This window comes from Martinezella sp. CNPSo 3732 (assembly GCF_057784515.1).
The window spans coordinates 57,883-71,250 of sequence record NZ_JBXSOO010000018.1 but is presented as its reverse complement, the minus strand read 5'-3'; the positions used below and the strand labels follow the sequence as shown (position 1 = coordinate 71,250).

Below are 13,368 nucleotides of genomic sequence, written 5' to 3'. Positions count from 1 at the left end.
ATGAATACCAGAACGACAATAGTCCGGATGGCCGGAACCATTGTGATCGCTTTGGCGATCAACATTTCCGGCGCCACGGTCGCGTCACAGGCGATCGCCCAAAAACTTTCGGCGAACGAAGCCAAGGGGACAAGCATATCCGGCCGCTGGCGGGGCAATGCTGGCCTCGTGACGAAAGGTCCGGACGGCAAAGTGATCTTTCTCTACGGTGAGGTCCAACCCTCCGTGGTGTGTTCGCCGCTCCAGGTCTGCGATATCGAGCTTCAGGCAGGCGAAGTCGTGCGCGATGTGCTGGTGGGCGATATCGTGCGCTGGAAGGTCGAGGCTGCGACCTCGGGAGCGGCCGGCGCTCAGGCAATCCACCTGATCGTCAAACCTTCGGAGGCTGGCCTCGTGACCTCGATGGTCGTCACAACATCGCGCCGGACCTACCATATCCAGCTCAAGTCGAACCCGACGCAATATATGGCTCGCGTCGGATTTGAGTTTCCGGAGGACGTCTCGGCAAAACTTGCCGACGTCAACGCGCGCATGGAAGCCAGCACAATTCCCGGCGCCGGAGTGCCGGCTGAGCAGTTGCAATTCGGCTATTCAATCTCGGGTAACGCCGGTTGGCGACCGAGCCGTGTCTACAGCGACGGCTCGAAGACGTACATCCAGTTTCCGCGGGCGATCTCCGGTCAGGACGCGCCGGTGCTGTTTGTCGTCTCCGGCGGCGAGAACCGCATCGTCAATTATCGCATGAAGAATGACATGATGATCGTCGACTACAATGTCGACAAGGCGGTGCTTGTCTCCGGCGTCGGCCGGAAGCAGGAAAAGATCACGATCCGACGGGGAGGGCGGGGATGAGAGCTTTATCCGTCCATCCCATCCGCCGTGTCGGCCTTGCCCTCGCACTCTCCTTTCTCCTTTCCGGTTGCCAGAGCCTTGGCCCTAGTGGTCTGGTTGCCAGCAAGGCTCCAGCGGATATTTCCGCGGCAACTGCGACTTCGATCGCAACGGACATGGTGAGCCGGCTTTCCGAACACGTCGGTCCGGGAACAGGTACGATCGTGCTGAAGCAGGATGGCTCTCCGTTCGGGCGAGCGATGGAGTCTGCTCTTCGAGGATCGGGGTACGCCGTGGTCACCGACCAGAAGACCGCCGGAGACAATGCGGCCATCCCGCTCGCCTATGTCGTTGAGCCCTTCGAAGGGCAAGTTCTTGCACGGCTATCGATGAAAGCTGTGGAGCTCGGCCGCGCCTACAGCGTGACCCAGCAAGGCGCGTCGCCGGCAAGCCCGCTTTCCGTCATGCGTCGCGGGTAGGGGAGAGAACAATGGTGCAATCCCTCAAGCTCGGCGGTGCGCCCAACCAGGACTCAGAGAGCGGCATCCGCCGGGTCAATCGGCTTCCGATCATCGTCCTGGTCGTTCTGCTCGTCGTTTTCCTTGCTGTCATCTTCTATGGTCTCACCACCCGTGGGATATTTCTCCGCCGAGACGAAGGCCCCAGTGGAAGCTCCGGCAACCCAGCATCGACATTTGCCGACCAGCTTAAGCGCGGCGTCGGCGACGCGATCATTGGCGAACCCCAACAAACCTCGCCCCTCCAGCCGACTCCCGTTGAAGCAAAGGATGAGAGGAGTAACACCAATCCGTTTGCGCCGCAGCCCGAGCCCCGCCAGCAGACACAGCCATCCCAGGAACACGAGGCAGAAAGAGTTTGGCGTGCCCGCCTGAAGCGCGAACAGGACGAGCAATATTTGCGCGAGCTGCAACGCCAGCGGATGGCGAGACTTCAAGCCGATGATTCAGCCTATGATGCCCCCATCTCCGTCGATCATGGGAAATTCAGTTCGAAGGGAGGTGAGATCTCCGATTCAAGTGCCGAGACAACCAATTCCTCTTCGTCCACGGCAACCAATAGCGGGGCATCGGACCTCTATGCGGCGGCACTGCGCGCCGGCATTGGCGGACAGAATCTCGATCCGAACGCGCAAAAGTCTAAGGAGGACTTCTTCAATGCGGATCTCAAGGAGGCCGGTTACCTCCCGAACCGTATTGTGCCGCAGCAGTCTCCCTATGAGTTAAAACGAGGCTCCGTCATTCCGGCAACGCTGATCACGGGTATCAACTCCGACCTGCCGGGGCGGATCACAGCCCAGGTCAGCCAGAACGTCTTCGATTCCGCAACAGGATATCGCCTCCTGATCCCGCAGGGAACGAAGCTGCTCGGCCGATACGACAGCAAGGTGTCATTCGGCCAGAACCGTGTTCTCGTCATCTGGACCGACATTGTCTTCCCGAACGGCTCGACGCTGCAGATTGGTGGCATGGCTGGGACGGATGCTCAAGGGTATGGTGGCTTCAGCGACAAGGTGAACAACCATTATTTGAGGACCTTCGGATCGGCAGTACTGATCGCGCTGATCGGAACGGGGATCGATGCGTCCATGCCGGAGAGCTCGACGCTCGCCACGCAAGATACTGCGTCCGATGCGGCACGACGGAATTTCGCAGAGAGCTTCGGCCGCGTCGCCGAACAGACGATCGGCAAGAACCTCAATATTCAGCCGACACTTGAGATCCGGCCTGGATACAAATTCAACGTTCTCGTCGAACAAGACCTTATGTTCCGAGGAGCCCAAGGAAATTAGCTTGGTTTCAACGCGAGTAATTTCACGTGGCTTTCGACACGGGAGTCACCGCGTTGTTGGCCGCACTTCAGATCTTACTTTTACCCAACAGTGATTCTACTTGTGAAATCGAGCACGCGATCTAATTATCATGGTCGACGCGCATCCACAGACGATCGGCGTGATCGGACGCGCAGTAAGAGCCCATTAGCTAATGCAGCCGCGCCCGATCCTTGCAGCGCAGACAATTTCCAAAAAATCCAGCGCCTCCTCCTCCGCAGCCAGTGCGGCTGTAGCAAGTCTTGTCAAGATCGGGGTAGTGGGCGAGCCGCACGAGGCGGCAGCGCCGCCAGATCTATGTCTATTCGCCGCTGATCTGAAAAGCTAAGGCCATATGAAGAGTGGCCGCACCTAACTTCACCGTCGAATTGGCTCCAGACCCGAACCCTCTTGCTCGTTCACAGCTCGGCTTCCAGGCTCGCGAACTGTTCTTTCAGGGTCTTCACAAGTGGCTTAGGCTGCACCTCGTCCGCCCAGGCGTCGAGCGCCACGCGCAGAGCGCCTATGGACACCATCGCCACCATCTGAAGTCCTTTACGTCGCTTGGCCTGAGGCCAGAGCTCGCAGAGCGCCTCGAACGCAGCCTGTTCCATCTGTAAGAACTTGGCGAGATTGCTCGCTCGAAGCTGTTCGTTTGAGCGAAGGATTCGGTAGATCGTAATGGCTTGAGCGGAGTCGAACTGCGTCGCCATCTTCAAAAGCGCGTTGCGCACAACGTGAAGCGAGGCCTGATCTGTCGATTCGGCAAGCACTGCGGCGCGAACTGCATCCGGCAATCCCTGTTGCCAAGTCAGCAGGATCTCCTCTTTCGATTTGAAATAGTAAAAGAATGTACGCGGGGATATGCCCGAAGCGGCTGTGATCGCATCCAGCGTCGTCGCCTCGTAGCCGTTCTCGATGAAGAGCTTAAGCCCCATTTCGGCAATGCGCTGCAGCGTCTCCCGACGCTTCCTCTCGCGCCAGCCAGCCTGGTCTAGTGATTCCTTTTCCATGCGATGGCAACTATCACAGGCCGCACCCCTTGTAAATTCGCAGCCACTGCAATATATGAAAATCGCAGTGACTGTAATTTTTTGAATGAGAGGGACTGCCTAACCCTGCGGCGGTCTCGACTAGACTAAAGCCGGCGACTGCGCAGGCGGCGTCGAATGCAACTCTCCCGATCGGAAGCTCCGTCGCGAGGACATACGAAAGGATACGAATTTTGAAACTCCTGCATGTCGACGCCAGCATTCTCAGCGAACATTCGGCCAGTCGCCAGCTATCCGGGGCTATCGTCAAGCGGCTCACCGCTCTTAGACCTTCGACTTCGGTCATTCACTACGACCTCGCCGCCGAACCACTGGGGCATTTAACCGCTTACGAGTTGCTGGCCCAGAGGGGCTCAGTTCCAGAGGACGGAGCGAAGAGCGAGAATGTCGCTCGCAATACCAGAGCCCTCGACGATTTCCTTGATGCCGATGTCATTGTCATCGGGGCGCCAATGTACAATTTTTCTCTGCCTTCTCAGCTCAAAGCATGGCTCGACCGTGTCGCAGTCGCTGGGAAGACCTTCCGTTACACGTCCAGCGGCGCGGAAGGGCTGGTGACAGGAAAGCGTCTGATCATCGCTTCCTCGCGCGGAAATCTCTACAGCGAAGGCAAGCCTGGTGCCATGCTCGATCACCAGGAGAGCTATCTCAAAGGCTTCTTCACCTTCTTGGGTGTGACCAACATTAGCTTCATCCGCGCTGAAGGTCTCGGCATCAGTACGGAGAACCGTAATGCCGCGATGGCAGCCGCCTTGGCGGAGATTGAAGGGCTCGCGGCCTGATCAAATGCCGCAGTAATCCGGAGCGCGCACCATGCCATCGAGCAAACGTGTGGAATCCTTTATCGGCGCTGATATGGCCGGGGGGACCGGCTCCGGCGCAATATCGCGCGCAGGGAACGGATTTCTCGTTCCCGTCCGCAACCCGTCAATCGGCCACAGCTGTGTCGCGCATTTGCGCCCGGCATCAATCTCATCGACGCGGCCGAGGGGCTCTTATTCGTCGTCTGGCGTGGAAAAGCGAAGGTATCAATGCGATGAGCACCAGCATGGATTTGATTATCGACCATTTGCGTTTCGTACGTTCGCTTATCTCCGATCCGCGCCGTGTCGCGGCGATCGCACCATCCAGCGAAGCACTTGCACAACTAATGACGTTGGAGATCTCACCGTCTCAGGGGCCGGTATTGGAACTAGGACCCGGGACTGGCGTCTTTACACGGGCGCTCCTTGCTCGTGGTCTTCGGCAAGATGATCTGACGCTCATTGAATTCGGAGAAGATTTCGCTCAGCGCCTGCAGCAGCATTTTCCGGAGGCGAGGGTACTGCAGATGGACGCAGCAAATATGGCGAATAGCAATTTGTTTATGTCGAAATCAGTCGCTTCGGTTGTGAGCGGGCTACCGCTCTTGTCCATGCGGCCTCGGAAGGTGATTGCTATTCTGTTCGGCGCGTTCGCCTACCTACGGAATGGCGGCAATTTCTACCAATTCACCTATGGCCTGCGATGCCCGGTGCCACGTGCCATACTTGATCGGCTTGGATTGAAGGCCCATTGCATCGGTGGCACTCTGCGCAATTTGCCCCCGGCTTTCGTTTATCGAATAAGCAGACGGAGACCGTTCAAGGGCGGTAAACTTCCCTTTGAGCCCGAGATTCTTCAAAACCAGGAAAATTGAATCATTGCTTGTTTTCCGTCGGTAGCTCTGGCCTTCCAACTTTGTGAATTGTCTGCATACGGAGGTACGCAATTTTCATGCTTTGGCCATTGAAACGTATTCGATCCTTGAATGAGCGTGGAGACTGTTCTCTATCGAAGACATCATTGATACAAATCAAACCTCCAACAAAGCCCGCGAGCCGGGGAAGATGGGTAACTTATCCCGCGATCGGTCCAGTACGGGGTAAACACAAACTCGATCGGTGCGTACGGGATGCTCAAAAGTGCTGGTAAAAGCGCTACTAGCATCCACGCAATGTATCCATCTCCGATTGAGCTAGCGCAATGCTGATCCATCGATATCGGGCGATGGTTGCAAAATGGCTCAAATCGTGCGCCGAGCAATAGTCAGTATGCGTAATGCCGGGTTCGACCGATGTTGACGAAAGAGCAGAACCGAGAAAGACACGCGATATAGCCTAGGACGGTTCCGGCACCATCCACTATCGTATCGATCGTCGATCACCCAGAGGGCGGAGCAGGAAGCACAGTGCCTCCGTCGACGAAACACCGTCGAGGATATTACATTTTTCCAGCCAATGAGCGTTCGAGAATCTCGAATGACACAGGGTTCTGCTGAGCCATGGCAATCAGCCATGCTCCTTCGATCTGCATGACCAGCAAGGCTGCAGCCTCTTCGGGTGAGTTCTGATTGAGCCGGCGTGCGTGAGAGGCAATCCGTTCCATCCATCGATCGAGAACCTGCGCTGCCATTATACGCAGTTCCGGGTTTTTTTCTCCTGCCAGAACGATGCTGAGAACCGGGCAACCGCTAAAATGCTCCTGGGCAGATGCAATGCCTGCTATTGCACGACAAAGCGTGGTCGATCCATCGGGGAAAGATGCAGTATCACGGAAACTGGTCTCAATGAGATTTCCAACGATTTGATCCGCCCATCGTGTCGCCTCCTCGGCCAACTGCTGTTTGCCGCCGGGAAAGTGGTAGTAGAGCGATCCTTTTGGCAAATCTGCCATTTTAAGGATATCGCTCAATCCAACACCGGCGTAGCCCCGCTGGCGAAATAGCGTTGCGGCGGCGCGAATGAGGATATTCCGATTGTTTGCTTCTTCCATGATTCCATCATTACTACCCCTGGACCATTCGGTCTACTTGTCGTAATAGACCAAATGGTCTACAGAAACCAAGGACGCCTGATGACAGGGGTACAGGAGATTCACATTGAGGTTGAAGACACGTGTCTTGTCGGCAGCTTCTATCAGCCGACCGATCCCGCCCGTGCTCATCTCGTCCTGCACGGCGCGACAGGTGTTCCGCAGCGTTACTATAGAGCATTCGCCAGCTGGGCCGCCAGTCAAGGTATCGGCGTACTGACTTATGACTACCGCGATTTTGGCGCTTCACAGCGAGGCTCAATGCGCAAAAGCCGCGCGACACTCGCCACATGGTGCATCAAAGATCAGGCAGCGGCCGAAGCAGCCTTGGAGAGGTTGGCAACCCAAGGACCCCTATGGCTGCTTGGCCATTCGATCGGTGGTCTCGCTTTTGCCTTTCGACGTCATAGTGCGCGGGTCGAGCGAGTAATAGCAATCGGTGCCGGCTTCGCTCACGTAAGCGATCATCCCTGGAACTACCGGCCGACCGTTCTGGCATTTTGGTATGGTATCGGCCCCTTGGCAACGGTGCTGGCAGGTTATCTGCCCGGTCGCAAGCTTCTTTTGGGAGCCGATTTGCCCGCAGGTGTCTATTGGCAGTGGCGTCGCTGGTGCACGAGCCGCGACTTTTTCGGGAGCGATATCGGAGATTCGCTGCCTAAACCCGATTTTTCGGCCCCGCGCTTTGACGTGAATATCGTGACCATGGAAGACGATGTGATCGTGCCACCTGTTTCGGTGTGGAAGTATGCTGATCGCTTCCCCCCCGGCAGCGTCAGACGCATACTGTTGAAACCGTCGGAATTCGGATTGAAATCGCTCAGACATATAGAGGTTTTGTCCGCAAAAAGCGTCTCTGCATGGCCCGCCGTTCTTGAGCTGAATGGCGATCTGGCGGGATCGCCGGCGTAACCTTATGAATCCGAATCTGTCAGCACTGCGTGACGCTGGGATTGCGTGGCCGCACTTCGCGGCGGCGCACTGTGAAGTGCGGATCAGCCGCAGCGGCAATTGTCGGCTGACAACGCGTTCTGTTCGGGTAGATCGCAGGCTTGCCTCAATTGCTGATCAAGGCAAGCCGAATGTTTCATTAGATCTTAGGCGGCGAGAATCCCATTCTTCTTGGCAGTCCACGTCGCAATATAATCCATCAGCGCGGGTGACAGGCAGTCGTAGGGCTCAAGCCCAAGATCTCTGAGGCTCGAGCGAACCTCATCCATCTTGTCGGGATCGAAACCGCTTTCGATGATCGAGGAGACGAAGGCGGCGAAGCCCGGTTGCGACCAGCCGCTCTCCTCAAAACGCTCAGGATGAACGAAGGAGAGACCATTGAAGGGATGGTCGCGTTCGACGGGACCATACATATGGACACCACACTCCTGGCATGCATGGCGTTGGATGAGGGCGTTCGGATCGACGATAGCGAGTTTGTCGCCGTTTTCCAGAACCTCAACATTCTCGGTCGGGGCCACCGCAACGATCGAAAAGTTCGCGCCAGTCGGCTTCCAGCACTTAGTGCACCCACAAGCATGATTATGAGCGATGTCACCCTTTATCCTGATACGCACGGGGTTTGTGCTGCACTTGCAGACCAATGTGCCCCCGGCGAACGACACATCGCTTTTGCCGAGACCACCATCCACATGAGGGTGTATTCCGATGCTTGCCATCAGTGCTTCCTCCTAAATTGCCGGACACCTGTCCAGCTTGCTGAACGTCGAGAGGTGGCAGATCATGGAGCGAGCCGATCCGCGTGCCACCTTAAATGGTCCTTCATGAATGTCGAAACGAAGTAGTAGGAGTGGCCATAATCCTCCTGCATGCGCAATGTCAGTTTGATACCCGCGTCAGCGCAGGCCTTCTGAAGTTCCTGCGGGCGAAGACCGTCCTCGAGAAACGTGTCGGCGGTGCCTTGATCGATCAGAAACTCCGGGAATCGGTAGCCGTCTTCGATGAGCGCACAGCTGTCGTAGGCGCGCCACGTCGTTTCGTCGACCCCCAAGTATCGTTCGAAAGCAGGCCGCGACCAATCGGCCCGCATAGGTCGCGAGATCGGTGCGAATGCCGAACAGCTGCGAAAACGATCCGGATTTTTCAGCGCGAGCGTCAGGGCGCCATGGCCGCCCATGGAGTGTCCAAAGATCGCCTGCCGCGATATATCTGCCGGAAACTCCGCCGCGATGACGCGCGGCAGTTCGTCGATGACATAAGAATACATTCGATAATTTGTATCGAAGGGCGGCTGGGTGGCGTCCAGATAGAATCCGGCACCGCTCCCAAATTGCCAATTGTCGGGCTCGTCCGGCAGACCTTGTCCTCGAGGGCTGGTGTCCGGGCAGACGACGATCAGTCCCAGCGAGGCGGCTGTGCGCCTGTACTCACCCTTTTCCATGACGTTGGCATGGGAGCAACTCAGGCCGGACAAGTACCATACGACGGGGCAGGGACGTTCGTCTGCTTGGGGCGGCAGGTAAATGGCGAAGGTCATATTGCAGTCACATGTGTCCGACCGATGCGTGTAGACGCCCTGCGTTCCACCATATGATCGCTCCAGCGAAATTCGTTTCATATCTGTGCCCTTGCCCCGCTCGATAGATTTTGCCGTCGAGAACCGCATGCATGGTCGACGCTCTGGCCTTGAGTTGGGGCCTTTGCCTCTAGCCGCCCATCATTATGCGATGAGAAGACGCCAATCCGTCGATTACAATTCGACCGCATAGTAGGTGAAGCCACCTTCATCCTTGCCGACGCCTGAGATCGCCTCGTTGATTTTCTCGATCGGCCAGATCATCGGCGACATGACATCCAGATCGATGATCCCTGCTTCGACCATAGCGGCGATCTCCATGCCTTCAGCTGCCGTGAACCAGACCGAGCCGATCAATTCCATCTGTTCGTCCATCCACCATTTGACGTCGACGGGGAGTTCGCCGGAGGTGCCGCCGATGTTCACGATCCGGCCCCCTCGCTTGAGGCCGCCCATCGCGTCCCGCATGGATTCCAGCGGGGCTTTTGCCCCCAGCGTATCGAGCATCAGATCGGCGCCACGTCCATTGGTCTGTTCCCTGACGAAGGCTGCGGAGGATCCCTTTGTATTCGAGAAGGTGACAATTCTGTCGGGGGCAATGGCCTCTAGCCTCTCAAGCAGCTTTTCGCCTCTGGCGATTGCATAGATTTTGGCAACACCCATGGCCAAGGCGAACAGTGTCGCACCCAGGCCCAGGGTGCCGGTCGCGCCATTGATAATCAGCGTCCTTCCCATCAAAGGCCCGCATTTTTTCAATGCGGCGTAGGAGGTTCCGAGGTAACCCATCCGGGACCCCTGCACGAAACTCATATTGTCGGGAATTTTGACAATCTGCGCCTGGGGAGCCAGCATATATTCGCCAAAGCCTCCATAGGGATAGCGGGCGAACATCTCCAAGCTCTTGGGATTATAGCCGAAATATCCCCCGAGCGTCCAATATTCGCAAGCTTGCGGCTTTCCCGATGAGCAATGATGGCAAGCCCCGCAAAAGCGCCCTGGGTTAACATAGACGCGATCGCCGGGCTTAATGCTGACGACCTGCGGCCCTACCTGATGGACGATCCCGCTGGGATCGAGGCCGTGAATCGCAGGGCGCGGCGGCAGCGGCATTTGCGGATACCACGTCTCCCAATTCGCCAGGACGTTGCCAAGGTTCGGAACCATTCCGCAAGCTTTTACTCGGACAACCACGTCGCTTCCGGTCGCGACGGGGCGCTCGACCTCGTCGATGCTCATTGGTTGGCCTACCGCATGCAGCCGCGCAGCCCGCATTGTATTCATACCATCCTCCCACTCTCAAAAACGCATCGTATTGACATTCGATATGGATTGTGAATACCGTTTGGTATCTGAAAAAGCAAGCGAAGAGAATCATTTTTCTCGCTGACGTAGAACGCAGGGACGCCAGGGCGTCCAAGGAGGAGGAAATGCATATCGATCTAGCTGAGTGGCTCGGACTCCTTTGCGGCATCTGGTTCGTGCCTCATCTGATCGGGAAGGGGCTGCACTACGAGAAGGCAGCCGGCACATTCGAGAATGCGGGTTTTCGTCCCGCCAAGCTGTTCGTCGGCATTACCATGGCGATGGAGGCCGTGGCCGCGATCGGTCTCGTTTTTTCGATTTACCCGCGCATAGCCGCTGTCTTCGGCGCACTTGTCATGCTGGGTGCGGCTTACGCAGTTGTGAAAATCAACGGCCCAAATTGGCGTTGGCAGAAGATGGGGCCGGAATATCCGATCTTCTGGGCGATCATTTGTTTGCTATTGGCTATTGTATGATCATTGCATTTTGAGGTACGCGTCAGTTTCCAGATACTGAACGGACAGGAACTGCAAATGGCACGGCTGACACGTGAGCAAAGTCAGGCAAGGACGAAGGAAAAGCTTCTTGAGTCTGCTTATGAGGTTATGGCGCGGTACGGCTACGCAGGCGCGTCGATTGAGCGCATTGCGGAAGAGGCAGGATATTCGAAGGGCGCCTTCTATTCGAACTTCGCCAATAAGGAAGACATCTTCCTCCAGCTTCTTGCAGGCAATGCGGGTGGGGACGTGGTGCAACTCACCGATCTTCTTGGAAAATACGATGATCCGATCGAACTGATCGATGTGCTGGCAGATTGGGCCAACAATCGCGGCGATGATCGCAAGTGGGGTATGCTCGCCATCGAGTTGCTGCGAATGGCCCAGCACGACAAGACGCTTGGCGATCGTCACATCAAGCTTTTCCGCGATCAGTGGGAAGGTGTGGGCGAAATCCTGATACGGAAGCTCGGTCTGACCATGCGGTCGCCTGCAACCCCATTCTACGTCGGTGGTATCGTCCTCGAACTGACTTATGGCGGTATTTCGAGCTTCCTGAAGGATGGTGCGCCTGGTGACATGGTGCGGATCGTCCTCGGCGCAATGCATCGTTCTTCGCAGGAAGCGAAATCGACCTCAAGCGTGAACTGACCACGCGGCGCGTCTCAGGTTTATGCGATTACGTCGCCGCGCTTCGTCCGAAGGCCCCAGGCTTCGGGCAGGGCGTGGCGTGCTTCTACGGTCCCCGAACAGCCAACCAATCCCCCGGCTTGACAGCAAAAATTTCGAAGACTATCTTGAATTCGAAAACTATATGGTATGTGAAGTCCATTTGGTATTTTGGTCAAAATGACCAGGCCGTTGAGGAGCGGCCGTCAAGGGAGGGGAAAAATGAATCAACCTGCATCCATCATGGCCTAGCGGCATTCGCGGACGGCGCAACGCGCAGCTAATCGCGTGCGATCCTCGTTTTATCAAGTAACAATCGGAAAAGCTTGGATGCTAGGGTTCGGCAACTCCCCGCAGGAGATCATGGCCGCATCTGTGCTCGTCTTCATGGCAGGCGCAGTGGCGGCTTCGGCTTTCATGCGATGGCGCAAAATTATCTGCGCCACCGACCTTCTGATGCCGGTTTCGTTTCTGACTGCCTATTGGTTCGTCTACAACAAGATGCCGGCATTCCCTCCGGTCGGTGCTGTCAACAAGATCTTCTATATCGCCCTATTGGGCACCGTTGCCGGGACTGTCCTGGAATTTGGCGGGCTGCGGCATCTCGCAAAGATGCTCGCATTGCTCCAGCCTGTCGCGGCAGCCGTCTACATTGGCCAGCCGATACTTGGTGCTGCTCCGTGGGAGGTTTTCTTCGCGGCGATTGCGGGCGTAGCCGTCATGGCATTTGCTCTCTTCGGTAATGGAGAAGCGAGCGATGACGATATCAGGCGTGGCGGTGGTGTTGCGGTGCTTGCATTGGGCTTTGCCCCGATCGCACTGCTTGGCGCATCGTCCTCGACCTTTCAGCTTTGTCTGCTTTATGCAGCCGCCTCATTCGGAGTTCTGGTTGTGCATGTGATCAAGCCCGCCTTTCGCTTCAGGTCTGCATCCTATCTGGGAGCCCTTGGTGGGCTGCTGTCTGTCGCAGATACCGTCGTCCTGGTCACGCGCAAGACCGACCTGGCTGCTCTTGCTATGCTTGCCTTGTGTGTCGTGCTCCCACCGCTCGTTTCTGAACGCGTCTGCCGTCGGATCGGCATCTCAGCGCCGTTTGCTCGCCTCGTTGTCTACGTCGCCCTTGCCATCGTGCCAGCGATATTGGCGGCGCTGGTGGTGTTTCTCGACTACGGCACGGATTTCCCTGTTTAACTGAGGAGGAAGATGGAAATGAAAAGACGACTTGCAGTATTTTTGCTTTCAACACCGCTGCTGATGCTGGTGGGAAATCCCGCATGGGCCACGAAGTTCGACATTGATCCCGTGCATTCGGGAATAGCGTTCTACATCGACCATCTGGGCTTTTCCCGCGTGATCGGCGTGGCGAGGGAATTTTCCGGGACGTTCGATTTCGACGCTGCGAAACCGGATGCCAGCAGTCTTGCCGTCAACGTGAGCGTCGCGGCGATCTCGACCAACAACAAGCAGCGCGACGGCGATATCCAGGGCGCCGACTGGTTCAATGCTACGGAATTTCCGGAAATCAAATTTGTCGGCAAGGAATTCAAGAAGACGACCGATACGACAGGCCAAATTGTCGGAGATCTCACCATCGCGGGTGTGACGAAGGCAACAACTCTGGATGTGACCTTTAACAAGGAAGGCCAGAATCCGTGGGACAAGAGCCATGTCGTGGGCTTTAGCGCAACAACCAAAGTGAAGCGAAGCGATTTCGGCATGAAGGCCGCACTTGGCATGATCGGCGACGAGGTCGATCTGGTGATCCAGGTCGAAGGTCGTGAGCATCAGAGCTGAACGCAATAGCCCAATATTCACGTTCAAAGACAGGAG

The 13,368-nt window shown here is 56.6% G+C and carries 15 protein-coding genes; 10 read left to right on the top strand and 5 right to left on the bottom strand.

What is annotated here, in order from left to right:
• The first annotated feature begins 27 nt into the window (after positions 1–27).
• From trbG to trbI, 3 genes are read left to right on the top strand one after another with little or no spacing between them, the layout of a single operon-like run.
• Positions 28–852, top strand: coding sequence for a P-type conjugative transfer protein TrbG (trbG, locus tag AC13RM_RS24295; RefSeq protein ID WP_488555694.1), 825 nt, complete (start codon positions 28–30; stop codon positions 850–852).
• Positions 849–1,310, top strand: a complete 462-nt coding sequence (gene trbH, locus AC13RM_RS24290; protein ID WP_488555693.1) for a conjugal transfer protein TrbH — start codon at positions 849–851, stop codon at positions 1,308–1,310. Before trbG ends, trbH begins: the two co-directional genes overlap by 4 nt.
• 11 nt (positions 1,311–1,321) lie before the next feature.
• Complete coding sequence (gene trbI / locus AC13RM_RS24285; protein WP_488555692.1) at positions 1,322–2,641, top strand: IncP-type conjugal transfer protein TrbI; 1,320 nt, start codon at positions 1,322–1,324, stop codon at positions 2,639–2,641.
• Positions 2,642–3,078: 437 nt separating this feature from the next.
• Here the strand turns inward: trbI and AC13RM_RS24280 are convergent, their stop codons facing one another.
• On the bottom strand, positions 3,079–3,672 hold the full coding sequence (locus AC13RM_RS24280; RefSeq protein WP_488555691.1) for a TetR/AcrR family transcriptional regulator: 594 nt from the start codon (positions 3,670–3,672) through the stop codon (positions 3,079–3,081).
• Positions 3,673–3,884: 212 nt separating this feature from the next.
• On the opposite strand from AC13RM_RS24280, the gene AC13RM_RS24275 reads away from it, so the two are divergent.
• Positions 3,885–4,493 carry an FMN-dependent NADH-azoreductase gene (locus tag AC13RM_RS24275; RefSeq protein ID WP_488555690.1) on the top strand — a complete coding sequence of 203 codons (609 nt, stop codon included), beginning with the start codon at positions 3,885–3,887 and terminating at the stop codon, positions 4,491–4,493.
• 266 nt (positions 4,494–4,759) lie between these two features.
• Complete coding sequence (locus AC13RM_RS24270; RefSeq protein WP_488555689.1) at positions 4,760–5,389, top strand: class I SAM-dependent methyltransferase; 630 nt, start codon at positions 4,760–4,762, stop codon at positions 5,387–5,389.
• Positions 5,390–5,952: 563 nt separating this feature from the next.
• On the opposite strand, the gene AC13RM_RS24265 is transcribed toward AC13RM_RS24270, so the two are convergent.
• Complete coding sequence (locus tag AC13RM_RS24265) at positions 5,953–6,504, bottom strand: TetR/AcrR family transcriptional regulator (RefSeq protein WP_488555688.1); 552 nt, start codon at positions 6,502–6,504, stop codon at positions 5,953–5,955.
• A gap of 54 nt (positions 6,505–6,558) precedes the next feature.
• On the opposite strand from AC13RM_RS24265, the gene AC13RM_RS24260 reads away from it, so the two are divergent.
• Positions 6,559–7,455, top strand: coding sequence for an alpha/beta hydrolase family protein (locus tag AC13RM_RS24260; RefSeq protein ID WP_488555687.1), 897 nt, complete (start codon positions 6,559–6,561; stop codon positions 7,453–7,455).
• A 185-nt stretch (positions 7,456–7,640) separates the two neighbouring features.
• Here the strand turns inward: AC13RM_RS24260 and gfa are convergent, their stop codons facing one another.
• The 3 genes from gfa to AC13RM_RS24245 form a co-directional block, all read right to left on the bottom strand.
• On the bottom strand, positions 7,641–8,213 hold the full coding sequence (gfa, locus tag AC13RM_RS24255) for an S-(hydroxymethyl)glutathione synthase (protein ID WP_488555686.1): 573 nt from the start codon (positions 8,211–8,213) through the stop codon (positions 7,641–7,643).
• Between the two features lie 62 nt (positions 8,214–8,275).
• The gene (gene fghA, locus AC13RM_RS24250) at positions 8,276–9,112 is read right to left on the bottom strand and encodes an S-formylglutathione hydrolase (protein ID WP_488555759.1); all 837 of its coding nucleotides are present in this window, start codon (positions 9,110–9,112) and stop codon (positions 8,276–8,278) included.
• 132 nt (positions 9,113–9,244) lie between these two features.
• Positions 9,245–10,351 carry an alcohol dehydrogenase catalytic domain-containing protein gene (locus tag AC13RM_RS24245; protein ID WP_488555685.1) on the bottom strand — a complete coding sequence of 369 codons (1,107 nt, stop codon included), beginning with the start codon at positions 10,349–10,351 and terminating at the stop codon, positions 9,245–9,247.
• A 50-nt stretch (positions 10,352–10,401) separates the two neighbouring features.
• Between AC13RM_RS24245 and AC13RM_RS24240 the strand changes: the two genes are divergently transcribed.
• The 4 genes from AC13RM_RS24240 to AC13RM_RS24225 all read left to right on the top strand — a co-directional run bounded on the left by AC13RM_RS24240 (position 10,402) and on the right by AC13RM_RS24225 (position 13,332).
• Positions 10,402–10,848, top strand: a complete 447-nt coding sequence (locus AC13RM_RS24240; RefSeq protein ID WP_488555684.1) for a DoxX family protein — start codon at positions 10,402–10,404, stop codon at positions 10,846–10,848.
• A 57-nt stretch (positions 10,849–10,905) separates the two neighbouring features.
• Entirely contained in the window at positions 10,906–11,520 is a 615-nt protein-coding gene (locus tag AC13RM_RS24235) for a TetR/AcrR family transcriptional regulator (RefSeq protein WP_488555683.1), read from the top strand.
• Positions 11,521–11,901: 381 nt separating this feature from the next.
• Complete coding sequence (locus tag AC13RM_RS24230) at positions 11,902–12,729, top strand: hypothetical protein (protein ID WP_488555682.1); 828 nt, start codon at positions 11,902–11,904, stop codon at positions 12,727–12,729.
• A gap of 18 nt (positions 12,730–12,747) precedes the next feature.
• The gene (locus tag AC13RM_RS24225; protein ID WP_488555681.1) at positions 12,748–13,332 is read left to right on the top strand and encodes a YceI family protein; all 585 of its coding nucleotides are present in this window, start codon (positions 12,748–12,750) and stop codon (positions 13,330–13,332) included.
• Positions 13,333–13,368 lie beyond the last annotated feature (36 nt).